Source organism: uncultured Proteiniphilum sp., assembly GCF_937873925.1.
GTDB lineage: Bacteria > Bacteroidota > Bacteroidia > Bacteroidales > Dysgonomonadaceae > Proteiniphilum.
Genome location: NZ_CALNAT010000181.1, coordinates 1 through 26,724 on the forward strand (window position 1 = coordinate 1; position 26,724 = coordinate 26,724).

At 44.0% G+C, this 26,724-nt stretch carries 22 protein-coding genes; 5 read left to right on the plus strand and 17 right to left on the minus strand.

Annotated elements, in window-relative coordinates; genetic code table 11:
- Positions 1-255 precede the first annotated feature (255 nt).
- Together aroQ and nifJ are read right to left on the minus strand one after the other, a co-directional pair.
- Positions 256-681 carry a type II 3-dehydroquinate dehydratase gene (gene aroQ / locus Q0502_RS12330; protein WP_298651132.1) on the minus strand — a complete coding sequence of 142 codons (426 nt, stop codon included), beginning with the start codon at positions 679-681 and terminating at the stop codon, positions 256-258.
- Positions 682-786: 105 nt separating this feature from the next.
- Complete coding sequence (gene nifJ, locus Q0502_RS12335) at positions 787-4,353, minus strand: pyruvate:ferredoxin (flavodoxin) oxidoreductase (protein WP_298651134.1); 3,567 nt, start codon at positions 4,351-4,353, stop codon at positions 787-789.
- Between the two features lie 346 nt (positions 4,354-4,699).
- Between nifJ and Q0502_RS12340 the strand changes: the two genes are divergently transcribed.
- Together Q0502_RS12340 and Q0502_RS12345 are read left to right on the plus strand one after the other, a co-directional pair.
- On the plus strand, positions 4,700-6,874 hold the full coding sequence (locus Q0502_RS12340; protein WP_298651136.1) for a bifunctional alpha,alpha-trehalose-phosphate synthase (UDP-forming)/trehalose-phosphatase: 2,175 nt from the start codon (positions 4,700-4,702) through the stop codon (positions 6,872-6,874).
- A gap of 11 nt (positions 6,875-6,885) precedes the next feature.
- Positions 6,886-7,977, plus strand: coding sequence for a mechanosensitive ion channel domain-containing protein (locus Q0502_RS12345; protein WP_298651138.1), 1,092 nt, complete (start codon positions 6,886-6,888; stop codon positions 7,975-7,977).
- Here the strand turns inward: Q0502_RS12345 and Q0502_RS12350 are convergent.
- From Q0502_RS12350 to Q0502_RS12400, 11 genes are all read right to left on the minus strand, one after another.
- Positions 7,964-9,760: a glycoside hydrolase family 15 protein gene (locus Q0502_RS12350; protein WP_298651140.1), complete on the minus strand. Its 1,797-nt coding sequence runs from the start codon at positions 9,758-9,760 to the stop codon at positions 7,964-7,966. The genes Q0502_RS12345 and Q0502_RS12350 overlap by 14 nt on opposite strands.
- 81 nt (positions 9,761-9,841) lie before the next feature.
- The gene (locus tag Q0502_RS12355) at positions 9,842-10,192 is read right to left on the minus strand and encodes a DUF2200 domain-containing protein (RefSeq protein ID WP_298651142.1); all 351 of its coding nucleotides are present in this window, start codon (positions 10,190-10,192) and stop codon (positions 9,842-9,844) included.
- 7 nt (positions 10,193-10,199) lie between these two features.
- Entirely contained in the window at positions 10,200-10,418 is a 219-nt protein-coding gene (locus tag Q0502_RS12360; RefSeq protein WP_298651144.1) for an NAD(P)H-binding protein, read from the minus strand.
- Between the two features lie 42 nt (positions 10,419-10,460).
- Complete coding sequence (locus tag Q0502_RS12365; RefSeq protein WP_298651145.1) at positions 10,461-11,264, minus strand: alpha/beta hydrolase; 804 nt, start codon at positions 11,262-11,264, stop codon at positions 10,461-10,463.
- A gap of 238 nt (positions 11,265-11,502) precedes the next feature.
- Positions 11,503-12,438 carry an alpha/beta fold hydrolase gene (locus Q0502_RS12370; RefSeq protein WP_298651147.1) on the minus strand — a complete coding sequence of 312 codons (936 nt, stop codon included), beginning with the start codon at positions 12,436-12,438 and terminating at the stop codon, positions 11,503-11,505.
- Between the two features lie 19 nt (positions 12,439-12,457).
- Positions 12,458-12,916, minus strand: a complete 459-nt coding sequence (locus tag Q0502_RS12375) for a DUF1801 domain-containing protein (protein ID WP_298651148.1) — start codon at positions 12,914-12,916, stop codon at positions 12,458-12,460.
- A 50-nt stretch (positions 12,917-12,966) separates the two neighbouring features.
- A complete protein-coding gene (locus Q0502_RS12380; RefSeq protein WP_298651150.1) occupies positions 12,967-13,389 on the minus strand; it encodes a DUF1801 domain-containing protein in 423 nt (140 codons plus the stop codon).
- 161 nt (positions 13,390-13,550) lie between these two features.
- Complete coding sequence (locus tag Q0502_RS12385) at positions 13,551-14,057, minus strand: YciI family protein (protein ID WP_298651152.1); 507 nt, start codon at positions 14,055-14,057, stop codon at positions 13,551-13,553.
- 126 nt (positions 14,058-14,183) lie between these two features.
- Entirely contained in the window at positions 14,184-14,963 is a 780-nt protein-coding gene (locus Q0502_RS12390) for an aminoglycoside 6-adenylyltransferase (RefSeq protein WP_298651154.1), read from the minus strand.
- Positions 14,964-15,050: 87 nt separating this feature from the next.
- Positions 15,051-15,563 (minus strand): ClbS/DfsB family four-helix bundle protein, encoded by a 513-nt coding sequence (locus Q0502_RS12395; RefSeq protein ID WP_298651165.1) that lies wholly within the window; start codon positions 15,561-15,563, stop codon positions 15,051-15,053.
- 208 nt (positions 15,564-15,771) lie between these two features.
- On the minus strand, positions 15,772-16,428 hold the full coding sequence (locus tag Q0502_RS12400) for a metal-dependent transcriptional regulator (RefSeq protein WP_298651167.1): 657 nt from the start codon (positions 16,426-16,428) through the stop codon (positions 15,772-15,774).
- A 399-nt stretch (positions 16,429-16,827) separates the two neighbouring features.
- Here Q0502_RS12400 and Q0502_RS12405 point away from each other — a divergent pair, with 399 nt between their 5' ends.
- On the plus strand, positions 16,828-17,523 hold the full coding sequence (locus tag Q0502_RS12405; RefSeq protein ID WP_298651168.1) for a ZIP family metal transporter: 696 nt from the start codon (positions 16,828-16,830) through the stop codon (positions 17,521-17,523).
- 21 nt (positions 17,524-17,544) lie between these two features.
- Here the strand turns inward: Q0502_RS12405 and Q0502_RS12410 are convergent, their stop codons facing one another.
- Positions 17,545-18,588: an asparaginase gene (locus Q0502_RS12410; RefSeq protein ID WP_298651170.1), complete on the minus strand. Its 1,044-nt coding sequence runs from the start codon at positions 18,586-18,588 to the stop codon at positions 17,545-17,547.
- Between the two features lie 131 nt (positions 18,589-18,719).
- Positions 18,720-19,130 carry a RidA family protein gene (locus Q0502_RS12415; RefSeq protein ID WP_298651172.1) on the minus strand — a complete coding sequence of 137 codons (411 nt, stop codon included), beginning with the start codon at positions 19,128-19,130 and terminating at the stop codon, positions 18,720-18,722.
- Positions 19,131-19,410: 280 nt separating this feature from the next.
- Between Q0502_RS12415 and Q0502_RS12420 the strand changes: the two genes are divergently transcribed.
- Together Q0502_RS12420 and Q0502_RS12425 are read left to right on the plus strand one after the other, a co-directional pair.
- On the plus strand, positions 19,411-19,833 hold the full coding sequence (locus tag Q0502_RS12420; RefSeq protein WP_298651174.1) for an OsmC family protein: 423 nt from the start codon (positions 19,411-19,413) through the stop codon (positions 19,831-19,833).
- Positions 19,834-20,069: 236 nt separating this feature from the next.
- A complete protein-coding gene (locus Q0502_RS12425; RefSeq protein ID WP_298651175.1) occupies positions 20,070-21,329 on the plus strand; it encodes a phosphoglycerate kinase in 1,260 nt (419 codons plus the stop codon).
- Positions 21,330-21,333: 4 nt separating this feature from the next.
- Here Q0502_RS12425 and Q0502_RS12430 read toward each other — a convergent pair whose 3' ends face one another.
- A complete protein-coding gene (locus Q0502_RS12430) occupies positions 21,334-24,249 on the minus strand; it encodes a DEAD/DEAH box helicase (protein ID WP_298651177.1) in 2,916 nt (971 codons plus the stop codon).
- 75 nt (positions 24,250-24,324) lie between these two features.
- The coding region (locus tag Q0502_RS12435) for an HRDC domain-containing protein (RefSeq protein ID WP_298651179.1) at positions 24,325-26,724 on the minus strand (2,400 nt) is incomplete at its 5' end.

Below are 26,724 nucleotides of genomic sequence, written 5' to 3' on the forward strand. Positions count from 1 at the left end.
CGGTCTACAAAAGATTTCAAAGAACTATTTTTTTATTTAAGTGCCCACTAATGATTTTATAATTAGAATAAAGAAAGAATAAAGAACAAAGAGTAAAGACTTGACGAGATAATTATTCGGTTGTTATTTCTGATAATGCGTAAGCGAATAACACGAAGTGAATAACATAGCATTACATGCGTAGCACGAATCAACACATTGATCCATTCGCACATTCACACATTGGCACATTATCCCATTAATCTCATTGGCACATTATTCTTTTGCCCCAACCAACGCATTCAGCGCCAGACGGTAAGAATCGGTGCCGAAGCCCGCTATCACGCCGAGGCACACGGCCGACAGCAGCGAGTGATGACGAAACTCTTCCCGCGCATGTACATTAGAGATATGCACCTCCACCACTGGGGCGGTAACCGCCTTGATGGCATCGCGAATGGCCACAGAGGTGTGGGTATACCCGCCCGCATTGAGGATGATACCGTCACTTTCAAAGCCTGCTTCCTGTATCTTATTGATGATCTCTCCCTCCACATTCGACTGGAAATAGCCGATCTCAATGCCGGGATTGTTAACCCGTAACCGCTCCAGATAGTCGACGAATGATTGACCTCCGTAAACCTCCGGCTCCCTGACACCCAGCAGGTTGAGGTTAGGGCCGTTGATGATTTGAATTTTCATAACTGTTCATCTGTTTTTAGACAGCAAAGATACATTATTATTCTGAAACAACCGGGGGCATCACTATAAGTGATACCCCCGGAAATATAACAGCAATGTTACTATTTAGTTCGCTTCCTCAGCCGCTTCCGTTACCGGCGCAGCAAACGATGCCTCAGCCATACGTCTGTAAGAACGGTATCGCCATTGTGCATTCTCTTTTGCAGCGGCAAAAAGCTCATCGGCTTCCCGTGGGAACGATTTCATCAACTGGGTGTAACGCACCTCCCCGAGCAGGAAGTCCTTGAATTTATTCCAGTCCGGCTCTTTACTGTCGAGTTGGAACGGATTCTTGCCCTCTTCTTCAAGGCGCGGGTCGTAGCGCCACAAATGCCAGTAACCGCATTCTACAGCGGCCTTCTGTTCGGATTGGGCGTATCCCATCCCTCTTTTCAGCCCGTGGCTGATACAGGGTGAATAGGCAATCACAATAGAAGGACCATTGTAAGACTCCGCCTCTTTGATCGCCTTCAGGGTCTGTGCCTGGTTGGCACCCATTGCTACCTGTGCCACATATACATATCCGTAGGTAGCGGCGATCATACCAAGATCTTTTTTACGGATCCGTTTTCCGGCAGCGGCAAATTTGGCAACCGCGGCAATAGGCGTCGACTTGGATGATTGTCCTCCGGTATTGGAATAGACCTCTGTATCGAGCACCAATACGTTGATATTCTGTCCGCTTGCCAGCACATGGTCAAGCCCGCCGAATCCGATATCGTAGGCCCATCCGTCGCCGCCGAATACCCAGATCGATTTTTTAGACAGGTATTTTTCAAGCGAAAGGATCTCTGTTGCGATAGGGTTACCCACCCCGGTGAAAGAAGTTACTATTTTAGGAGCTAACTCTTTCGACAAGTCGGCATCGTCTCCATTTTCGATCCATTGACGGAACAACTCTTTCTGCTCTTCCGTGAAGTCTCCGGAGGCAAGGCCTTTCCGCATCAGATCGCGGAGGCGGTTACGCATGCTCATGTGGGCGATAGCGAATCCGTATCCGTATTCGGCATTGTCTTCAAAGAGTGAATTGGCCCATGCCGGTCCTTTACCTTCTTCGTTTTTGGTATAAGGCGTAGCCGGGGCAGAGGCGCCATAAATAGAAGAACAACCGGTGGCATTGGCGATCATCATCCTGTCGCCATAGAGTTGTGTAACCAGCTTCACATAGGGTGTTTCCCCGCAGCCCGAGCAGGCGCCGGAGAACTCAAACAGCGGCATGGCAAACTGGGAGTTCTTCACATTCAGCTTCACATCCACCAAATGGGCTTTACTGGTCACATGATCCACCATGTAATCCCAGTTTTTCTGATTGTCATACTGTGTGGCGATAGGCACCATTTCGAGCGCCTTTTCCCCTTTCTTGCCAGGGCATACATCCACACAATTTTCGCAACCCAGGCAATCGAGCACGTCGACCTGAATACGGAATCCCATATCGGCAAACTGTTTACCCTGTGCTTTCAGGATCTCCACATTTTCCCCCACTCCCTTCTGCTCTTCCTCATCGAGCATGAACGGGCGGATGGTAGCATGGGGACACACATAGGCGCACTGGTTACACTGGATGCATGCTTCGGGCTTCCATACCGGTACGCTCACCGCTACCCCGCGTTTCTCGTAGGTGGTCGTACCCATCTCCCAGGTACCGTCCTCACGGCCGCTGAAAGCAGATACGGGCAGACCGTAACCGCGCTGGGCATTCACCGGGCGTACCACTTTCCGGATAAATTCGGGGGCATCGTCGGAGGTATCGGCAGCTATCCGGATACCGGCCCATTCCATGGGGACTTCCACTTCTTCCACGTCGCCTCCGCGGTCGACAGCAGCGTAGTTCATTTTCACTACTTCTTCACCTTTCCTGCCGTAGGATTTCACAATGAATTTCTTCATCTGTTCCACGGCAAGCTCGTAGGGAATTACGTTGGATATTTTAAAGAATGCCGATTGCAGGATAGTATTGGTGCGGTTGCCCAGTCCGATCTCTTCAGCAATTTTTGTGGCATTAATAATGTAAAGCCTGATATTGTTTTCGGCGAAATATCTCTTCACTTGATCCGGCAGGTGATTGCCTACCTCCTCTTTGGGCCACACTGAGTTAAGCAGGAATGTTCCGTTCTTTTTCAGCCCTCTGGTCACATCATACAGATGCAGATAGGCCGGCACATGGCATGCCACAAAATTGGGCGTATTCACTAAATAAGTGGAACGAATGGGATTGTCGCCAAAACGAAGGTGCGAACAGGTAAATCCTCCCGATTTCTTGGAGTCGTAGGCGAAATAGGCCTGTACATATTTATTCGTGTTATCACCGATGATCTTGATGGAATTCTTATTGGCCCCCACCGTCCCATCCGACCCTAATCCGTAGAATTTGGCTTCGTAGGTCGTCTCATCTGTCGAGATCTCTTCCTTCAAGGGAAGCGATTTGAATGTCACATCATCCACAATACCGATAGTGAAATCGTTTTTCGGCATATTCATGGAGAGATTCTCGAAAACCGATATGATCTGCGCCGGGGTTGTATCCTTGGAGGAAAGACCGTAAATTCCTCCTACAATCTCGGGGGCTTCCTCTTTTCCGTAGAAACTATCTTTCACATCAAGATAGAGTGGTTGTCCGGCAGCACCCGGCTCTTTGGTGCGATCGAGTACGGCTATGCGTTTCGCCGTTTCGGGGATTGCCGACAGGAATGCTTCGGCTTTGAAGGGACGATAAAGGTGAACGGCTACCATGCCCACTCTTTCCCCTCTTTCATTGAGGTAGTCTACCGCTTCGCGGATGGTCTCAGTAACCGAACCCATGGCAATAACGACCCTCCCGGCCTGCGGATCTCCGTAATAGTCGAACAGTCCGTATTTGCGGCCGGTCACCGCAGCCAGTTTTTCAAGGTATTTCTCCACAATACCGGGTACGGCATTGTAAAATGGGTTGGAAGCTTCACGCGCCTGAAAATAGATATCGTCGTTCTGGGCCGTTCCCCGTGTAACAGGGCTATCGGGATTCAATGCCTTATCACGGAATGCTTTCAACGCTTCCCGATTGAGGAGCGGAGCCAGATCGTCGTTCGATAAAGCCTCTATCTTCTGGATCTCGTGGGATGTACGGAATCCGTCGAAGAAATGGAGAAAAGGAATGCGGCTTTCAATCGCTGCCATATGCGCCACAGCTGCCAGGTCCATCACCTCCTGCACCGATCCGGTAGCAAAAAGCGCAAACCCCGTAGGCCTCGCGGCCATCACATCCTGGTGATCGCCAAAGATAGACAGGGCATGCGAGGCCAATGCACGTGCCGATACATGAAATACGCCCGGGAGCAACTCTCCCGCTATTTTGTACATGTTGGGAAGCATCAGTAACAGCCCTTGTGATGCGGTGAATGTGGATGTAAGCGCGCCTGCCTGTAAAGAGCCATGTAAAGCTCCGGCAGCTCCGGCTTCCGATTGCATCTCCTGCACCAGCACCGGCTGTCCGAAAATATTTTTTCTTCCGGCAGCCGCCCATTCATCCACATATTCGGCCATGGTGGAAGAAGGGGTGATAGGGTAAATCGCAGCCACCTCGCTGAACATATACGCGATGTGAGCGGCGGCCTGATTACCGTCGCAGGTTAAGTAAGTTTTTTGTTTTGCCATAATTATATGATGATATTACTAAAAAATTGCAATCTTAGTTAATATATTGTTAGATATGTGTGATCAGACCTACGAAATTACTACAAAAAAGTGGAAGCAACAAACCATAGTAATTTTTTGTTCACCCGTAACCACACAAAAAAAGCCCTACAAAAACAAAAATAGGTTAAAATTTAATCTTTCAAGGGATTGTGATGTTATAATTAATGCGTCAATTTGCCGATATGCCGATGTGCTAATGTGAATAATGTGAATAATGTGAATAATGTGAATAATGGCCCATTTGCTGATTTGAAATCAAAGTAAAAAGTGGAAACCTGGATTTCGTTTTTAGTTTAAAAAAATTATGAAGATAATCATTATTGCCAACAGATTACCTGTTAAAATTGAGAGGGATGAGGAAGGATTCTCCATTGTCAGAAGCGAAGGAGGACTTGCTACCGGCCTCGGATCATTAGAGATAGAATCCGAAATATACTGGGTGGGTTGGCCGGGTATTTATACGGAGGATGAAGACGAAAAACAGGAGATCACGAAGAATTTGCATGAGATGAATTTTCATCCTGTTTTCTTGTCTGCCGACCAGATCGAGAATTACTATGAGGGTTACAGCAACAGCACTATCTGGCCGCTGTGCCATTACTTCTTCTCCTACATCGAATACAAGACGGAATATTGGGAAGCATACCAGGAGGTGAACAGGCTGTTCTGCCGGGAAACCGTCCCTTTTATCGGGAAAGATGACATGGTATGGGTACAGGATTACCAACTGATGCTATTGCCAAAAATGATCCGCACGGAAAAACCGGATGCAAATATCGGCTATTTCCACCATATTCCTTTTCCTTCTTACGAACTTTTCAGGGTGCTTCCGGAAAGAGAGGCTGTGTTGGAAGGACTGCTCGGCGCCGATCTTATCGGCTTCCATACACATGATTATATGCGGCATTTTATCAGCGCCATCTATCGTGTACTCGATCTGAACTGTAACCTCGACGAGATCAATCTGCAGGATCGGATCGTACATGTGGATGCTTTTCCGATGGGGATCAATTACGAACAATATCACAGTGCACCCTCACTACCGGAGGTAAAGGAGAAATCTGAACTCCTTCGGCAGGAGTTGGGTGATAAGACCGTGATCCTCTCTGTCGACCGTCTGGATTACAGCAAAGGTATACTGCACCGTCTGCAAGGTTTTAAACAGTTCCTGCAACATCATCCCGAATATCACGAGAAGGTATCGCTGGCCATGATCGTGGTTCCATCGCGCGACAGCGTGGATATCTACGCAGACCTGAAAACGAAGATCGATCAGTCTATCAGTGAGATCAACGGCCAATACTCCAGATTGGGATGGACACCCATCTACTATTTTTACCGCAGTTTTTCGTTCGAAGAACTGATCACCATGTATGATATCGCCGGAATTGCCTTGGTAACTCCTCTGCGCGACGGGATGAATTTAGTGGCCAAAGAGTATCTGGCATGCAAAGGCGAAAACAGCGGAGTACTTATCCTCAGCGAGATGGCGGGTGCTGCCATCGAATTGCAGGATGCCATCACTATCAATCCGAATGATGCGGTTGAAATTGAGCAGGCCATTGTGGAAGCACTAAGTATGCCCGAAGAAGAGAAAAAAGAGCGGTTACGGAAAATGCAGGAACACATTTCCACGCAGAACGTGAAAAAATGGGCAAACGATTTTGTGGAAGAACTACAATCGATCAAGACACAAAACAGGGAGATACTGCAAAAGATCGTGGGGAAAAGGCAATTCAATCAGATCAAGAGCGCCTATGACGATGCTGCCTCCCGCCTGATCCTGCTTGATTATGACGGCACCCTTGCCCCGTTCGTAAAAAAACCGGAAGACGCCGTTCCTTCCGATAAGCTGCTGGACCTTTTACAAAAGATGACTGCGGATAAAAGAAACAAGGTGGTGATCAACAGCGGAAGAAATCGCGGGGTACTCGATCAATGGTTTCAGGGGCTTGGTCTTGATTTTGCCGCCGAACATGGAATATTTTACAAAGAGAACGGCCAATGGCATAAACATAAAAACATGGAGGAGAAAATGGAATGGGATGATGAGATCACCGGCATCATTCAGCATACGATAGATAAAACGCCCCGTTCTCATTTGGAAAAAAAGGATACCTCGCTGGTATGGCACTATCGTAAGGTGGACGTATGGCTTGCTGATCTGCGCGCGCAACAACTGATCAACGCGCTTATGGGGCCCTGCTCCAGATTAAATCTTCAGATTGTTCCGGGAAATAAGATCGTGGAGATCAAACCCCCCGATTTCAACAAAGGCAGCGAAGTATTGCGCAGGCTGGCCCAGAGGACGTATGATTTTGTACTGGCTATCGGCGATGATACTACCGACGAAGACATGTTCCGGGCGTTGCCGCCGGAAGGTATCACCATAAAGGTAGGTAATTTCTCCCCCGCGGCGAAATACCGTATTCCTTTACAGTCATCCGTAATTCCGTTTTTGTCAAACCTCATTCAATAATAGTATTCCCTATGGATTTTATCAATCGTTTCGTTTCCGACAGTCCACTGAGATATCTATTCATCTCTTTGCTTTTTGTAGTACTGTTCGTTATACTGGTCCTCATTTTTAATTTTATCATCAAAAAATGGAGGATCCGTGCACGGAAAAGCAGAAGCCACATCGATGATTTTATTGTCCGCATTTTCCGGGTTCCGGGTATATGGATTATTTTCGCGGTATTGTTAAACATATTCAGTGCCCTGTTACAGGAAGATGCCCGCACATTCGCCGCCTTACAGAAAATAAGCAGGATATTGCTGATCCTCACCCTCGGATGGATGATTGTACAGGTGATCAGGGCGACATTCCATTATTGGCAGAACAAACTCGATATCAACAACTCCAACAACCTTGAAGCAAGGAAGAGACTCACCCAGATGAGTATGATTGAACGGATCACGATCATTTTCGTGGCTTTTCTCTTTCTTTCGATAGCGTTGATGACTATTGATTCCGTGCGCCAACTGGGAGTGAGCCTGCTCGCTTCGGCCGGGGTGGCAGGGATCATTATCGGGTTCGCGGCCCAACGCAGTTTCGGACAGATATTCTCCGGCATCCAGATTGCTTTTACGCAGCCCGTCAGATTGGATGATGTAGTGGTGATCGAGGGAGAATGGGGACGGATTGAAGAGATTAACATTACTTATGCAGTAGTAAAGATCTGGGATGAACGGCGGTTGATCGTGCCGATCGATTATTTCCTGAATAACCCCATCCAAAACTGGACACGAACGACTTCCGATATACTGGGCACGGTCTTTCTGTATGTCTCCTACGATCTGCCTGTGGAGCCGCTGCGCGAAGAACTGTCACGCATCGTAAAAGACGATCCCAACTGGGACGGACGCGTCCAGAATGTCCAGGTTACCGATAGCAAACAATGGTATAAAGAGCTACGGATGCTGGTCAGCAGCAACAACTCATCCAGGAACTGGGATCTGCGGGTAGCTGTCCGCGAAAAACTGATCGATTTTATCAATGAACACTATCCCGGTTCGTTTGCAAAAATCAACTCTATGGGTGCCGGACAAAAAGAGATTTCCGCGGCTACGGACGAATAAATTGCGAGAGCCTTTTCTCTTCGGAAAACAGTACGGCGGTATTGATAAGAGCGAGGTGTGAATAGGCCTGCGGGAAGTTACCCAACTGGCGCTTGCTCTTAAAGTCGAGATCTTCACTATAGAGTCCCAGATGGTTGGAATAGGAGATCATTTTCTCAAATATTTCGCGTGCCTCCTCTGTTTCACCGATCTTAAAAAGCGCCTCGACCAACCAGAACGTACAAATGGTAAAGGAAGAGGTAGGTATCCCGAAATCATCTTCCGCCTTGTATCGATACATGAGTCCCTCATGATAGAGATTTTCCCTGATTGCCTTTACGGTCTTTATATACCGTTCATTGTCGGGCTCGATAAAATCATAAAACTGCATAAGCAGCAGCGAAGAATCGTAATCGGTATTATCATAGGCCTGCGTGAAACACTGCAATTCCTCGTTCCATCCCTTTTCATGCACTTCTGTCTTAATGATATCCGCTTCACGACGCCATAACTCAGCGTAATACTCTCTCTGCAACAGTTCGGCAATCAGTGATGCCCTGTCCACGGCCACCCAGCTCATCACTTTCGAAAAGACAAAATGCATCTTTCTTGTACGGAATTCCCAGATGCTCCTGTCCGGCTTGCGCCAGGAGGCCAATACCGAACGCACCAGATTTTTGATGATCTCCCATATTTCCTCTACTTCGTCTAATGTTCCCGGGAAATAAAGATAATATTTGTATATCACATCCAGCAGATAGCCGATAGAGTCGTTCTGCTCCTGATAATAAGCGGCATTCCCGATCCTTACGGGACGTGAGCCTTCATAACCGCTTAAATGGGGCTGTTCTTCTTCCGTCAGCTCACGCTCGCCCCGGATGCCGTACATGATCTGGATTGTTTCGTTACGCGACGATTTCAGGATACGTTTCACAAAGCCGATAAAGCGTTCCGCAGCTGTCCTCTGTTTCATAAACAACAAGGTATCTATCGACATGGAGGCATCACGCAACCAGCAAAAACGGTAGTCCCAGTTCCTGTTCTCCCCGAGGCTCTCGGGCAGGCTGGTGGTCACCGCTGCCAGCATGGCGCCCGAATGCTGGTACGACAGCAGTTTCAGCACGAGCAGGCTACGCTTGATCATATCATCGTACTGCAGATAGCCTCTGGAGCGATTCACAAAATTCAGCCAATACACTTTTGTCCGTTCGTATTCCAACAGAATGCGGTTGATATCCACAGTTACCAATTTCTGGTTGTAAGATAAAAGAAAAAAATGATGACCGGTCAGTTCAATCTCTTCGCGGCTGATCACCATCTCCGGATCCAGGCTGGTATAGAGATACACTTTATCCTCCGGATCCTCTGCAGAATGGGTTCTGATATAACCGCCCACTATTTCGTGGCGTACCTCTTCGCGGGCGTAGTTCATCTTCGGATCATATATTACCCTGATAACGGGACGACCTTTGGTGACACGTATATAACGGTGTATCTCCGGCGGCATGTAATAGAGAGTCTCTTCTGTACGATAGCGGGGCATGTAGTCGAATACGATAAATCCGTTCTCAGGCGACTCAAACCTTGTCAGTAGCATATTGGTATGGCCGTGGTAATTTTGAGAGATGGTATATTCATCCGACACCTCAAAATGAAAGCTGCCCCCTTTTTCTTCATCCAACAATTTTGCAAAGACAGAAGGGGAATCGAAATCAGGGAGACAGAACCAGTCGATACTCCCGGTCTTCGACACCAGCGCCGCGGTGCGGCAATTCCCGATTATTCCGTAATCCAAGTTCTTCATTCTAATCAATTTTGTGGTTTTCTATCTTCTGTGTAACAGCAAAGATAGGAATTCCAACTTAAAAAAGAAAAATCGAGATGGCTATTGCCTTAAGATCTTCTCCATTGCCTTTCCTTTAGCCAATTCATCGATCAACTTATCTAAATAACGAATCTTTTGCATTAGTTTGTCTTCGATCTCTTCCACACGATAACCGCAAATAACACCTGTAATTTTCGAAGCATTCGGATTAATTTGCGGCGCCTGTGTGAAAAAAGTTTCAAAGTCGGTCTTATAGTCAATATGCTGTTGCAATGTTTGTTCATTATATCCTGTCAGCCAAAAGATGATCTCATCCACTTCTGCTTTTGTACGTCCTTTCCTCTCCGCTTTTTGTATATACAACGGATAGACGCTTGCGAAAGATATCTTATAAATTCTTGTATTATCCATTTTGCTATTATTGATTTTCAGGGGTTAAAACAAAAACGGTTGTTCCACTTTTAAACGCTTCCGTAGGTTGTGCTGTATTGAATAAGTCTGCGGTTCGGGTTTCAATGGTTTTATCGGAAAGTTTGCCGGGATCTCTCATGACTGCCCTTACAGGGAAGCCGTTCTTTTTGATTTCATTAATAAGATGTGAGCCTACTTGTCCTGTTGCTCCTACAATTATGTGCATATATTTTGTTTTAAGTGAATGGTACCGCAAAACTAAAACAAATCATTCGGTCAATTCGCTTATCAAATTTTCAAGTATTCTATTGAACTCATCAGGTTTTTCAAGCATTGGGTAATGACCTGTCCCTGTTATTATTGTATAATCATAATCTTTCAGATATTTTCGGTTATTCTCAATATTTGTAGGCGTTGCATCGGAGTTAATTGCTCTAACAGGAACTTGAATAGATTTTGCTGTTTCCTGAATATCCATTTTATATAAGGGTTCAATTGTCTGCACCGCCAAATCGGATTCATTTTGAAGAAACTCATTTTGAAGCCTCTCTTTTATAGAAATCGGGGTGGTTTCCGCAAAAAGATATTGTGGAAGAATATTCTTTACTGTTGCTTTGAAATCCTTCCGATAATGAGTTAAAATAAATTGATCGGCTTCTTCGTATGTAATTACCTCTTCTAAATCTTTTAGTGTATCCACCAAAATAATCGCTTTTATTTCAGGCGAATTTATAGTTGCTTCCAATACATAAGCTCCCGACATGGAATGACCGACGAGTATGATTTCCGATGAACCGATTTGTCCGATTACAGCCTTGATGTCATCGGCATATTGTTTACTTGTCCAATTTTGCCGTGATTTATCTGATTTGCCGTGTCCGCCCAAGTCAATCTGCACAATATTATATCTGTCCCTAAAATAAATTTGTTGGTCATTCCACCAATTCACATTACCGAGCCACCCATGTACAAATACAATTGCAATGTCTCCTTTTCCTGTTTCTTTATAATGAATTTTTGATCCATCAGAAGATACCACATATTTTTCCGCTTGATTATTCTCTTCTTTCATAATTTACGCATTTTGATTGTAAAATTTCTTTTTATGCTTCTGTCATATTCTCTGACAATATTCCACCAACTTTAAGATATTACACTGTTGAAGCTTGTTCGTAAACTATCAACTTATTTTTTTACTTCAAAACTCTTATTTCCTTAAAACATTCTCCATCACCTCTCATTCATCGGTTTGCCGATATAATAAAATAAGGCCTTGTTACTTTCGATATACCGGGACAGCCTGTTAGCGGTCATTGATGAATAAATCCGGTAATTGTATCTATTAAGCCTTCTTTTAGTGGTAAGTCTGGTATTGTATAAGTTTGGAGGTTTTTCTGCCTGTCAATTTCCGCCTCTTTCAGGATATGGTTCATTCCCTCTATAATATTTATTTTCGCCTGTTTATTGGCGTTTGCCAATTTCTCCGCCTCTGCCACAGTTACCTGGATATCGGTTGTCCCTTGTAGGATCAATATGGGTTTATTCAATTTCGCGATCTCTTTTTGCGGGTCATACTTAAACCACGAGATGATGTAGGGTTGAACGCTTGGGCGAAAAAGAGTATATAGTATCTGGGGCACATTTTCATCGGTCTCTCCTCTTTCCATCTTTTCAATGTAAGGTAATGCCATCTGTAAGACCATAGGCGGTTGTGCTTTTAACTGTTCCCGCAATATCTCTCCCGCCGGACTTCCTACACCGGCAACCGAAATAAATTTCCTGACATCTCCTTTTTGGGCGGCAATCATACCGATCAGTGATCCTTCGCTATGTCCAAGAATATGAATCTCTGAAAACCGACTATCTTTTTTCAGCCAATCCACCCACTCTTCCGCATCTTTCACATAATCCTCGAAACGCAGGTCACTTTCCTGTAGAGCAGCACTTTTACTTTCAGCTATACCCCGCTTATCATATCTTACAACGGCAATACCCTTCTCAAACAATCCTTCGGCTAGCATTTTCAACGAGTTATTGATCATCATGGGATTATTGCCATTCCTGTCGGTTGGCCCCGAACCTGCAATAAGTAAAACAACAGGAATCTTCTTGGATGCAGGCGGACAGAGTAATGTTCCCTCTATTTTCCCTGTTCCGGTTTCAAGGGTAACTGGGTCTCCGGTGATTTGAGCCGGTAGACTTCCTGTAAGTATTAACAGGAATAGCATCATGATTGTTATTCTCATAGTTTTTTTCTAAAATTTTTTATTTGTTTTTCTGATTGTTTTCTTCGACTCTGAACTGCACAATCCGTTCGATCAGTTTCAAAGGTAAAGGCTTATTTAATGGGAATTGAACCGAACCTTTTCCCTGTTTATATCCGGAAAGTTCTTTTACAAATGCAGCATGTCCTGTGGGTGTGGCATAAAATCCGATATGATTTTTATTTCCTGCGAAATACACTAAAGGCCTTTTATTCAGCTTATAGGCAGGCATACCGTAAGAGATGCTTTCTTCCGCTTCAGGTGCAGCCGCTTTTACGATGGTGCGGATCTGTTCTAACTTGTTTTGCACTTCTTCGGGAAATGCAGCAATGTATTCATTTACATTCTTGTTCATATCATATAAATTTAATTTGCCTTTACTGCTCACTTTCGGCTTTGGTGATGTTTTCCCAACCACCTTTCGGAATTCGTTCTGATTGGGAGAAAATACCGGTTTCATTTTTTGTTCCTTTTTCCTGCAAACGTCAATTGAGGATTTTCACGTCAGCATTATCCGTATTTCGATTGTAAAAAGTCAATAGTTGATTTGATCATTTTTTTCAGGGTTTCCTGATTAATGCCGGACAGTTTTTTGACATAAATACAGGCTTTACCCATTTTGAATTTCCCCAACTCTTTCAGTAAATCTTCCTGTCCAGGACATCCCGTATAAACATACAATGAAATAGCTGTCTTTCGCGGCGAAAATCCGACAAGCGGCCAATCTCCCTCCTGACGGCTTCTTTCTGATTTGTAATGATAACTTCCATATCCGATAATGGAATCTCCCCACATTTTGGGTTCATAACCCGTACAATCCTGCATTAATTCCAGGATCTCAAAACTATCCTTTTTCTTCTGTTCAGTATCTGCAAACGAGTTGATAAATTCGTGAACATCTGCATTATGCTGTTTTGTTTTTAACTCTGCCATAGGATCATGTTTATAGTTAATTCCTTCCAATCTTCTCTATTGCTTCCCTTTAGCCAATTTATCAATCAATTCATATAAACAATGAGGTTTTTACGAAAGATAAACGCTTGCAAAAGATATTTTATAAATTCCGGTATTATCCATTTCAGTTTCTTTTGATTTCAGGGTTTTAATTTCCAAATTTTATCGGAAACAGGTAAATATTCGGGCAATGCGGCCGAACCGTACCAAGTAAAAATTTCAAAATCCAATAATCCGTTTTTTATGGCAGGATCGGTGAATAACAATTCTCGAGCATCATCTGCAGAGTTGATATTATTCAGAATAAAAATTCCCCTGTAATTATTTTCATTCTTTCCTAGAGGCCCTGCCACAATTAGTTTCCCTTCTTGCACCAGCTCTTGAATATTTTCTAAATGCCCCCTAAAACTTTCGTTAATCAGTTCCTTCTCTGCAGTTGTATTCGTCCCTGTTTTCAGAATAACGAAAAAGTAATTTTTCATCCCGTAGTCATCTCCTCTCAATTTCTCGGCTAATACTTTGTCATAATTGGGATTCGAGATAGTTGTGTCTCTTTCCGATATAACTTCACCTTTCTTTTGAGGGTTGGATTGCCCAAAAGTCGAGTTTGCCATTAATAGTGCTATTGCTAAAAATAAATATTTCATTGTCAACAGTTTTTTATTCATTTATATCTTCAAGGATCAACTCATTTATTGCCTTACTTATTCATTTCATTAGTCGTTTTCTCGCTATGGCATAGCCCGAACAAGTTCGGTCTCTACTCATTTAGCTTAACGAAAACGTTCAATTCTTTTTAATAACTGCTTCAGTTTTAATTCAACGTTTAGATTGTCAAATAGTTTTTCCGATAGTACCAATGAACTTTGAAAGGCCGTTTTCATATTTTCCGGATCCAAATCAGATGTGGTCCGTTTAAATTCCAAGTACCAATCTTTGTCAATATCTTTTTCCAAACTTTTTGTAGAACTTTCCCAATGCTGGATTTGTTTGGTTGCGATACGGATCAACCAGAGCAAATACCTTTGCACAGCTACCAAACTATGGTAAGCGTGAGCAAATTCCTCTCTTTTAATCAGGCTATTTGTCGTCAACAGTACGTTCAGGAGAGACTGGCTCAACCACAAAATATTATTGTTGGTTGTTCTATCGGGTGATTTGATTTTTATCTGATGAAGCGTATCCGCTAAAAGTCCGTCTTTGTCGACTAAACTCATCGTGTCAAAATCACTGAATGCTACAAATCCTTCCCAAGATTTGATAATTTTAATTTCATCCGTCGTCAGAAAATGAAATTCACCTCTGATCATATTCTCGAAGACAGCCACTTCGCTCCCATACTCGTTTGTGAAATACATCGCTACAGGATGGATTTGACTCACCCAATCCTCAGCCGGGAAAGTCTCTTTTTCTTTTAAGAAGATATAAAATTCAATATCAGAATAACGGTCTCCTTCCCCTTTGGTAAATGAACCATACATTAAAACAGCAGAAACGTTTTCATCTTTTTGAGCTATTGATTTTACAGTATCAATCATTTGTAATTGTTCCATCTTTCTGCTTTTTACAGGTTAGCGGCTGGCAGGTGTTGCTTGAAATTCAATTTCTTAAATAATGGTGTTACTGTCATTTGTTACTGATTACTCTCCAGTTAAATCTTTCTTATGCTTTTTAATTTTTTTCATCGCCCAATCGTAATGACTTGAAGTAGCCGAAACACAGTAACTCCCCAAACTTGTTGTACCTGTCCACGAAAATAACCCCTTGGTAAAAAGTTCTTCAGTGGTGAAGGTCTCTATAAGCTGCATCACTTCTGCATGACTCGCTTGTAAAAATAATATTGACTCTTGATATGACGTGGCTTGGTGTTTTTCCCAGAATTCGATGTTCAGTTGCGGATATGTTTTCAAATTGTATGGTTCAGGTAAAAAATTTAATTTCTTTCCTGACTGATTTGAGTTTATCCACTTCAATAATAGTTGATGCCACTCATACAAATGCGCCAATACATCCCGAATGTTTTTATCCCTATCTTCGAAAGAGAAGGATTTTTCCTGTTCCTCAATAGTCATCGAATTGATAAGGAAGAATAATTTGTTGAAATTGTCTTCGCTCTGTTCTAAGAGTTGCTGTTTTGTTGTCGGGCGTGCCATGGTTGTCTTAAAATTTTAGTCCTGTTCTTAAGGCTTCGCAGGTTTTGCCTAATCTTTATAGTGTGTTACTCAATTATGCCAATACTCCATGTTGTAAACTGTAATTTATTTATTATATAAGTTCCGCAAGTAAAGGACGCGGATAGATTATAATGCAAAAAAGAGCCGCCCTCTACCGACTAACCAGAATATTAATCAACTGAGAACCCTATAACATTTCAACCAACAACCTTTCACAAACCGTATGGCTCAGAGTTTCTGCCAAATGTTTATCGTAACTCACGACCATTGATTTGTCAAACGGTTCTACAGACTTTATCTTTATTTTTAACCCTAAATGTATTTCCCTGCCGTTGAGAAATTTCAGGAACTCGTCCGAACTATTGATAACAGCTACAACTTTGATCATTTCGCCCTCTTTGCATTCACTCAATTTTCTGGACTCTTTCCAATCCATTTTACCGTCAATATCCGGAATGGGTGAGCCGTGCGGGTCAATTTTCGGATAACCTAACAACTCATCCATCTTGGCGAAAAATTCAGGGGATTGGATATGCTCAATCTGTTCGGCTATGCTGTGCACCTGCTCCCAACCAAACCCCATTTTCTCTACCAGATACATCTCCGTAAGGCGGTGCTTTCTGATAATGAGTGCCGCCTCTTTTTTGCCTTTTGGTGTCAGCTTAATGGGCTTATAGCTTTCATAAAATACCAGTCCTTTTTCTGACAGTTTTTTCATCATACTGTTCACCGTCGGCATTTTGATATTCAGTTCCTTACCGATCTCATTCACGCTTGCCACACCGTTAGCATCTGACAATAAGCGTAATACTTTCAGATAATTTTCTTCCGCTTGTGATATCATGCTACAAAATTAATTATAAAAATTAGATTAAACTAACAAGAAAAACACCAATATCATTTTAAGAAAAAAATATTTTGTTAGATCGTTCTAATTTATTATTTTTGCAAATAAAATATTCAATGTATTATTAATCTAAAAATTTATGAGTATAAAGAACTGCATCTCAAAAATACTGATAGCATCAGCACTATCATTGGTTTATACGGCGACATTTGCACAACACAGCCATAGGGTTTCGGGTAAAGTAACCAGTTAAACAAAGCATAGACGAAATTCATGTTAGACAACGTTATACAATTTTTTGAAAGCATCAATCCGGTTTGGGCTGCACTTTATGCTACTATTTTCACCTGGCTGGTAACAGCTTTGGGTGCATCATTTGTGTTTTTATTCAAAAAGATGGATAAAAATATCCTCGACGGTATGCTTGGTTTTACCGGAGGCGTGATGGTAGCCGCGAGCGTTTGGAGCTTAATCATTCCTGCCATTGATATGAGTGAGGGAACAGGTTTTATAAAAGTCATTCCTACAGTTGTAGGATTTTTAACCGGTACGGCATTTCTGTATGGGATAGACAAAGTACTACCGCATCTCCATGTCAATTTCAAAACACCAGAAGGCATAAAAACGCCCTGGCAGAAAACCACTCTGCTGACTTTGGCAATAACCCTGCATAATATACCCGAAGGATTGGCTGTGGGCGTATTATTCGGAGGTGTAGCCGCAGGAATACCCGAAGCCACCATAGGGGGAGCAGTCGCATTGGCGCTTGGAATTGGCCTGCAGAACTTTCCCGAAGGTATTGCTGTAGCGATGCCTTTACGAAGAATGGGAATGAGCAGACGTAAAAGTTTTATGTACGGACAGGCATCAGCCGTTGTAGAACCCATCGCCGGCGTATTGGGCGCTTTGGCGGTTGCCACATTTACACCCATATTGCCTTATGCTTTGGCATTCGCTGCAGGAGCAATGATTTTCGTGGTAGTGGAAGAGGTGATACCCGAAGCGCAGCAAAACAAAAGTTCCGACATCGCTACGATTGGATTTATCGTCGGTTTTATCGTGATGATGACATTAGATGTGGCATTGGGATAGCCTATGTACATTTTTTATACCCTATACCCTCACCGTCAACTCACCGCGTAGGGAGACCGGCATAAGCCGGTTTACTTCCGCCGGCGTTCTCCCTTCACCGAACAGGATCATCAGTTTGGCCAGGGCAGCTTCGGTGGTGATGTCATATCCGCTCACCACACCCAGTTTCTCTAGACGTTGCCCGTTCTCATAACGATGCATCTCCACCCCCCCGTAGAGGCACTGCGTAACGTTGACGATCACAATTCCCCGCTCTATTGCATTGTGTAATAAGTCTGTAAACCACGGATAGATAGGTGAGTTACCGGTTCCGTAAGTTTCCAACACAACCCCTTTCAGGCCGGGAATTCCAAGATGTGCCCGCACCACTTCCTCGGAAATACCGGGAAACAGTTTCAGGATCACCATATGGGGATCCATCGCGTAATTGAAATATACCGGCTTTCCGTAATCGGGCTTGAGGATGAACTGGTCATTATACCGGATATTCAGACCGGCCTCGCCCAGATAAGGATAATTAGGACTGGTGAATGCGCTGAAGTTATTGGCATTGATCTTCGTGGTACGGTTTCCGCGCATCAGCAGGTTTTGCATATAAACACACAGTTCCGGTACAATAGGACGACCTGCCGCATCTTTATCGGCCGCAATCTCAAGGGCGGTGATAAGGTTTTCCTTCCCATCCGTCCGGAGTTTGCCGATGGGAAGCTGTGATCCGGTCAGGATCACCGGTTTGGTGAGATTCCCCAGCATTAACCCGAGCACCGAAGCCGTATAGGCCATGGTATCAGTACCGTGAAGAATAACAAATCCATCGTATTCGTCGTAATGTTCTTCAATTACCTGTGTCATCTGCTGCCAGACAGAAAGCGACATATCCGAAGAATCGATAGGAGGATCAAACAGATAGGTCTCTACGTTGAAATTCAATCGTTTTATCTCCGGCATATTGGAGCGGAGATGGCTGAAGTTAAACGGCTCCAAAGCCCCGGTTTCGGCGTTCTCCACCATCCCGATGGTCCCTCCCGTATAGATAAGGAGTACTTTTGCATTTCTATCGATCATATCACCATATTTTTATGCAAATATAGCAATTTGCAATGTATTGCTTATCTTTTTGATAGAAATTTTATCTTGAAAGCAAGATATCTATATTCAATAGCTTTACTTTTTCTGATTTTCAATCTTATCCACCTTTATTCTTCAGGAATAAATGCAATAGCATCTATTTCAACCAAAAAATCCGGATGAGCCAGTGCAGAAACAAAAAAACCGGTAATCGCAGGAGGATTTTTCATGTTATCCAAATACTTTTGCGAAGCCTGAAAACCACGATATAAATCCTGTCCCTGAACAATATGTATAGTGAGTTTTACAAGATTGTCAGCTGTTGCCCCACAAACTGAAAGCGCCGTCTGTAAATTTCTCATCACCTGTTCTGTCTGTTGGCCAATATCTCCCTTACCCACTATCTCTCCTTGTGCGTTTACGGCGTCTTGTCCGCCAATGTAGATAGTCTTTCCACCCCCCTGTGTAGTCACAATCTGTGAAAATGCCGGATTTTTTGAAAGTCCGTCAGGGTTAATATATTCTATTTTTCCACTCATTTTTTGGTTGTTAATTCGTTAGAGGCCGGCAAACCGACCAGGCAGTTCATGTATGGAATTACTTGTTTTTCGCTTTTCCGAACCTAAATTCAAAAATCCGAAAGAAATAAGACAAGGACAAAAATACAAAAAATCTTACCTCTGTCCTAATTGAAAGGTAAGGTTTAAAAGCCAAACATTCAGCTAAAATACCTGATAAATTGCTTTTTACAGAACCGAACCAAACCGGAATTAAATTGTTATCTAATAGATCACGGCTAACAACTTTATTACAAGCAATATGGCAATACATTCAATTAAAACCGTTTGGAGAGAAAATAATATTTTTGACACAGATATCGACGGCCATACCATCACCCTCGATATGCCGGGAGAGACCGGAAATGACACAGCGGGCCCCGGTCCAAAAAAGCTACAACTGGTAGCGGCCGCAACCTGCTCCGGATTAGATATTGTGGCGATGGCCCGCAAAATGCGTATCGATCTGAAAAATTTTGATATCCGCATTGATGCCGAAGTGGCAGAAGAGCACCCCAAACAATATACATCCATGAAGGTGATCTACGAATTTGAAGGCGATGGTCTTCCGGAAAATAAATTGGAGAGAGCGTGTGAGCTTTCGTTCGATAAATATTGCGGCGTATTGGCTATGTACAAAAAAGCAGTTCCTGTAACCTATGAGGTTGCCATAAAGAATGGATAAACTTTTCCTGGCCCATTACGGAAAATTTTCCATATTTTTCGTAACTTTGCGCTTCATTCAGCTTATGGTGTTATTTGCTCTTAGTCCACTTATGCGTGACTTTTGAATGTTTGAGATAAGCGAAAGTAAAGGACAACTGACGATAAACCGAAATAAAACCAAACAAGTTTGTCTTTGGTGAGGCGTGAAGAAAGAAGAAGTAAATTTGAAAAACTTTTTATAAAATATACTCAACTATGCAAACAATGGACACTTTTAATTTTGCCGGTAAAAAGGCATTCGTGCGTGTGGATTTCAATGTTCCTCTCGATGAGAATTTCAACATCACGGACGATACACGTATCCGCGCAGCCATCCCCACGCTGAAAAAAATTCTGAAAGACGGTGGCAGCGTAATCATAGGATCGCATTTAGGCAGACCGAAAGGCCCAACCGATAAATTTTCACTCAAGCATATTCTTCCCCGTGTATCGGAACTGTTAGGCGTTGATGTGCAGTTTGCCAACGACTGTATAGGAGAAGAGACCGAAGCCAAAGCAGCTGCACTACGTCCGGGAGAAGCACTGTTGCTCGAAAATCTTCGTTTTTACGCGGAAGAAGAAGGTAAACCCCGTCTGGCTGCCGATGCCACTGAGGAAGAAACTGCCAAAGCGAAAAAAGAGGTGAAAGAATCACAGAAGGAATTCACAAAAAAACTGGCCTCTTATGCCGATGTATATGTGAATGACGCTTTCGGAACAGCCCATCGTGCACATGCTTCCACAGCGCTGATTGCCGATCATTTCGACGCCGGCAATAAATTGTTCGGCTATCTGCTCCAAAATGAGATCACGGCCGTGGAAAAAGTGATGCACGATACACAACGCCCCTTTACCGCCATTATGGGCGGCTCAAAGGTATCTACTAAAATAGAGATCATCCAGAACCTGCTGGATAAGGTGGACAACCTGATCCTTGCAGGAGGAATGACCTACACGTTTGCCAAAGCATTCGGCGGAAAGATTGGCGATTCCATCGTGGAGGACGATAAGCTGGAGCTGGCAAAAGAGCTTGTGGAACTGGCAAAAGAGAAAGGTGTAAACTTAGTACTGGCCACCGACGCAAAAATCGCAGACAGCTTCAGCAATGACGCCAGGACCGATTTTGCTCCTGTGAACGAAATACCCGACGGATGGGAAGGCCTCGACATCGGTCCGGAATCGGAAAACGCTTTCGCCGACGTGATCAAAAACTCCAAGACCATCCTGTGGAACGGACCGGTAGGCGTATTCGAATTCGACAATTTCGACCAGGGGTCACGAGCTGTTTCCAATGCTATTGTGGAAGCTACCAAAAAAGGAGCTTTCTCGCTCGTAGGCGGCGGCGACTCGGTAGCCTGCGTCAACAAATTCGGCCAGGCCGATGATGTATCATACGTTTCCACCGGCGGTGGCGCATTACTCGAAATGATCGAAGGCAAAGTACTCCCGGGAGTAAAGGCGATAAGAGGGTATTGAGATATCAATCCAACAGATCCTGTATTTCTTTCATTGACAGTTGCGGCCTGACGAACGCATCTGTCAATGTTGTTTTATACCGTTGCAGTCGTTGAATTTTTTCTTCTACCGTCCCTTTTACTATAAATCGGTAAAGGGTCACTTTTTTGTTCTGCCCGATACGGTGAGCCCGGCTTACCGCCTGCATTTCCGCAGCAGGATTCCACCATGGGTCGATGATGAAAACATAGTCGGCTGCTGTCAGATTCAGTCCTGTCCCACCGGCTTTAAGAGAAATGAAAAATGCCCTGACATTTTTGTCAGCGTTGAACTTGTCAATTTCACCTTTCCGGTCGGTCGTACTACCAGTAAGCCATGCGTACCGCCACCCACGGTTATCGAAATAGTCGGCAAACAATTGAAGATGCTTCACAAAAGATGAAAATACCAACACTTTGTGTTGCCCGGCAAAGATTATTTCGGCTTGCGCGACAATTTGTTCGAATTTAGCCGATCCTCCTTCATAATCGGGCAGGAAGATAGCCGGATGGTTGGCAAGCAACCGCAGGCGCATAAGACTGCTCAATGTTGCCGCGGCATATGATTTATTTGATTCGGTAAGTTGTTCCAGTAAATCGTTTCGGATCATGTTTTTCTCTTTATTGTAAAGTGCGGCCTGCTCAGCATCCATTTCACAATACATGATCTCTTCCGTTAAAGGTGGAAGTTCAGGCGCAACCTCTTCTTTGCTACGGCGAAGGATAAACGGATCGATAATTTTGAGCAGTTTTTGTCGTGCATCGTCGTCGTTGATCACATCGGCCTCAGTGAAACGTGCTTTGAATTCTCTATGTTTACCGAGGATACCGTCATTCAAGAAGTCCATCTGCGACCATAAATCGGAAAGGGAATTTTCCACGGGTGTTCCGGTCAATGCAAGTTTATAGGTTGAATGTAATTGCTTTATGCAATCGAAAATCTGCGAATCCGGATTTTTGATATACTGGCTCTCATCCAGCACAAGATAATGGAAATAACAGTTACGCAATAAATCTATATCCTGCCTTACTATTCCGTAACTTGTCAAAACAACCTGGTAACGGCTTATCTCTCTTTTGAAGTCATCGTTTTGAAGACGGTTACCCCCGGTATGAACGTACACTTCCAAAACCGGTGCAAATTTTTTCAACTCACTCAGCCAATTATGAATAAGCGATGTAGGCATCACGATAAGCGTAGGAGGCAGCTCGTTTTTTACGATGATCTCCCTGTCGTCCGTCCCATCCGTGGTAAAATCATCAAAAAGCGAAAGCTGACGGGGCCTTCCGTTCTTCCATTTTGGTATTTCTGATGTTCCGGCATATATATGCAACAATAATGTGATGGTCTGCAATGTTTTACCCAGCCCCATATCGTCCGCAAGGCATCCACCGAAACCGTTTTGTTGTAGATAAGCCAACCAGCGAAACCCGTTCTCCTGGTATGGCCTCAATGTGACGTTCAATGCTGCAGGGATATCGACTGAATAATGTTTTAGTTCCACTTTCTCTTCAGAAAAAAAGCCGTTTTCTGCCAGTTCTTTTACCTTAAAATGGAAATTACTGAGGCATAGGATGTTGCCGGAAACGGTTCCGTATCGGAACATCTCACCAAAACGAGAAAACCACTCCATCGGTAATACGGCAATACAACCGTCCGGAAGGAGATATTCCCGGATATTGTTTAGTATATGTTCTCTAAATTGGATAAAAGGAATTTCCACATCGCCGAAACAGGCAACGCAATGGATGTCGAACCAATCGTTAGTGTCGCTGACGGTAAGCTGTAAATCAATTTCACCCGTATAATACACCAATTTACCAAGCGATTGTTTCAACTCGAAGTTTTCCAACAATTTACCATTCCGGTTAATCCACTCGACCAATCCAAGCGAATCGGTGCCTTGCTTTTTATTCCCGGATGCCAGGTAAAACTGGCCGGTACGCGACCTGCTTAACCCTCCGTTCTCAAGCATCGAGATATGTTCTTTCTCCCATACTTCATCGCGAAAAAACCAACCGATGGACAGATCCCCGGTTTCTTCCGCTACTTCCACTTCCTTTTTGTATGGCCGGTCGATGGCAAAGCGATGCATGCCATAGTGAAACTGTAAATTGAGTATGGGCTGCAAATCAAAATCCGTTTCGAGAGTTAGCACGGCAACAGGATTGTATGCTTGTTCGAAAATGGAAATACCCTCACCCTTTACCTCATAGTTTTTCACACACTGCACCACGAAACTGCGGATATAGCCGGGAACACTTCGTGACGGCACTTCAATCTGTTTTTTCCTGAAAAACGGCCTCAGTTTTTTTTCATCCACATCGTTAAAATAATGTAGCTGCCTGCCAATCACTGCAACAGCCGGATCCGAGACAAGCGGGGCAAAGAATTGCCCGTAAAGCTCCACGTTTGAAGTTCCGTTCCGTACCGTAGCGTTGTATGTAAATGTCTCCGCATGGCAAAAACGGAAAACCATCCTTGATGGTTCTTTCAGCACATCCAATGCCTGGCCGGCCCTGAAATCACGGATACTGATTTTTTCACGCAAAAAAACCGGCGTGTTTATTTTTCGGATAATTTCAATCAGTTTTTCCTGTTTCTTTTCGATAAAGGGCCGAATGTAGATTTCAATATCGGTCGAAGAAATCTTTCGCAGAAAATCAGCCTCACTCTTCTCGTGCGAAAATGATCTCATCAGTTCCTTGTCGGAATATCGGTCTGCCAGTCGCACGACAGTTTGTTCATTTTCCGTTAAATCTTTATAGGTAGCAGAGGTCGTGCGTGCCGTTTCGGCAATGACATGCGATTCTATATCAGCCCGGTACAAGGCAAACACCGGCTGAAGCAAATAGCCGAAATTTGGGTGGTGGACAAGGGTTATAATTAGTGTATCGCGCATTCTCAATATGGATATTTTCAATCTGCCTACCGACGATAATAATTGGACATCCCCGACAATATACGCATGGTATTATCAACGTTTTATAATAATATCTGATAAATCGGATGTATGCCCTCTTTTATGTGCAAGGATCATCATAATCTCAATGTTCGAAAAATCAGGATGCAAGGTATAATAGACAGGGTCGTCGGGCGAACCGTCCCTCAGCTTTTCTTCGGCCAGACGGAGCCGCTCGCGTGGAACAAAATCGGTAATGACCAGTTCACCCTTCTCCACATATTTTGCCAGATGGGTACCAATAGTAGAAACAGCCAGATTCCGCTCTTCGGCTATCTCTTCAATCGTCTTTCCCGACCGGAACATTTCCAAACTCAGACGCCGGGTATCCCCTTTTTGCTTTTTTTCTTTTTTCTCTTTCTTTTCTTTCCTTTTTCTTTTGGATACTTCCTTCTCCGGCAGACAAGACTCCAGTCCGTGCCTTTCACAGTAATCTCTGATGATCGCTAAGAAGATTTGTCCGTATTTTTCTACTTTGGCCGGTCCGAATCCGGTGATTTGAAGCAACTCCTTTTTGTTTTGGGGCAAATACTCCGCCATCTCATAGAGCGTCTTACTGCCGGCGACCATATAAATCGGTAAATCCCGCGGTCCGCAGATATTATTCCGCTCCTCCACCAGAAGACGGTATAAACCGGGATGCGACAGGTCGGATTTCGCAGATACCGAGGCGGCATAAGCATTGACGCTAAAAGAAGGAAGTTTAAAACTGTTTTTCGCCTCAAAATAGGCCTCAATAGTTGTATCGGATTTTAATTTACCCAGGAGATACCTTTTCAAGGCCAGATCGGAAAAAATATCCAGAATCGCCTCGTTATATCCGGCTGCGTGTGCACGACTATCGGTCGAAGCCGGCGACTGTCGCAGATCGGCTATCAATAGATCCATCTTTTCCACAAAAAAAACACCGGCAGCACTTAATCGGTTTCTTAAATGCTCTTCCCTGACAGGATGCTGATGAATGATCGAATTCAACTGTACCTGAAATTTTGCTGCCACCCGCTCCATCTCCTCCAGTTTTTGCCGGATATTTTGTAAATAGGGCAGCGTTTCATCATTGAACGACTCTCCCAATTCCTTGATCTGCGATGATAAACGCTTGATTTGAGACAAGATACCTGTAAAATCGAAAACCGACAACAAAAGATGGGAACGATAAGCATTACGCGACTCTTCCAACTGCTTTTCAAGCATATCAACGGTTTGCTTATTCCTTTCATAGTCTATAATCTGACGGTCATTACGAATACTTTCCGGATGAATCTTGCTTAACAATACGACACCCTCCAACGAGCGGCACCGGCTCAATGCCACATATACCTGTCCGGGAGCAAAGGCTTGTCCGGCATCTATCACCGCTTTGTCAAAGGTAAGCCCCTGGCTTTTATGAATAGTGATAGCCCATGCCAGACGTAAGGGATACTGTATAAAACGTCCCAGTATGTTTTCTTCTATCTGTTTTGTCTCAGGATTGGCCGAGTAACCGATATTTTCCCACATGGTGCGCTCCACCTCGATATATTCATCACCATCACAACACACGATAATACGGTCTCCCTCAATTTTATCGACTACACCTGTTTTCCCATTATAGAAACGTGCTGCCTCGGTATCATTTCTAAGGAACATCACCTTTGCACCAGGTTTCAGCTCCAGTAGCGGCTCGGTAGGATAGTTCCTCTCGGAATACTCTCCCTCAATCTTGGCAGTAAATCTGGAGATCTCACCCTCTAATTTATCCAACTCCCGACTGTTAATCTGATCCGCTTTGTAATTATGGGTGGTGAGGACAATATAATCATCCTCATCCTTGGGTGTAAACAGCGGATTATATCGGTTTTCAAGCATCCGGAAACTCTCCGGTGAAAGACAATCATTCCGGATCTCGTTCAACACCCGTATAAAATCGTTGTTTGTCTGACGGTAAATTTTTTCAAATTCGATATAGACAGGCGAAGCCTGCATAATCGCCCGGCTATGGAAGAAATAAGGACTTTGATAATATTCCGATAGCAAACGCCACTCCTCTTCTTTCGCTACCGGAGAGAGCTGGAACATGTCACCAATAAAAACGACCTGCACACCACCGAAAAGCTGGTCTCCCCTGTATCGGAAATGACGCAGCGAGGCGTCGATCGCGTCCAGCAGATCAGCACGCACCATACTTATCTCATCGATCACCAGCAATTCCAGTTCTTGTAATACCCGCCGGCGATATCCCCGCATCCTTGTCTGACCGATCAGTTTCTTCCTCCCTTCAGGTGTGGGTAAGAATGGCGTAAGCGGCAATTGAAAAAAAGAATGGATTGTAGTACCCCCGGCATTGATGGCCGCTACACCGGTAGGCGCAACTACCGCCATCTGCTTCCCGGAAATCTCTTTCAGACGATGCAGGAACGTGGTCTTTCCCGTGCC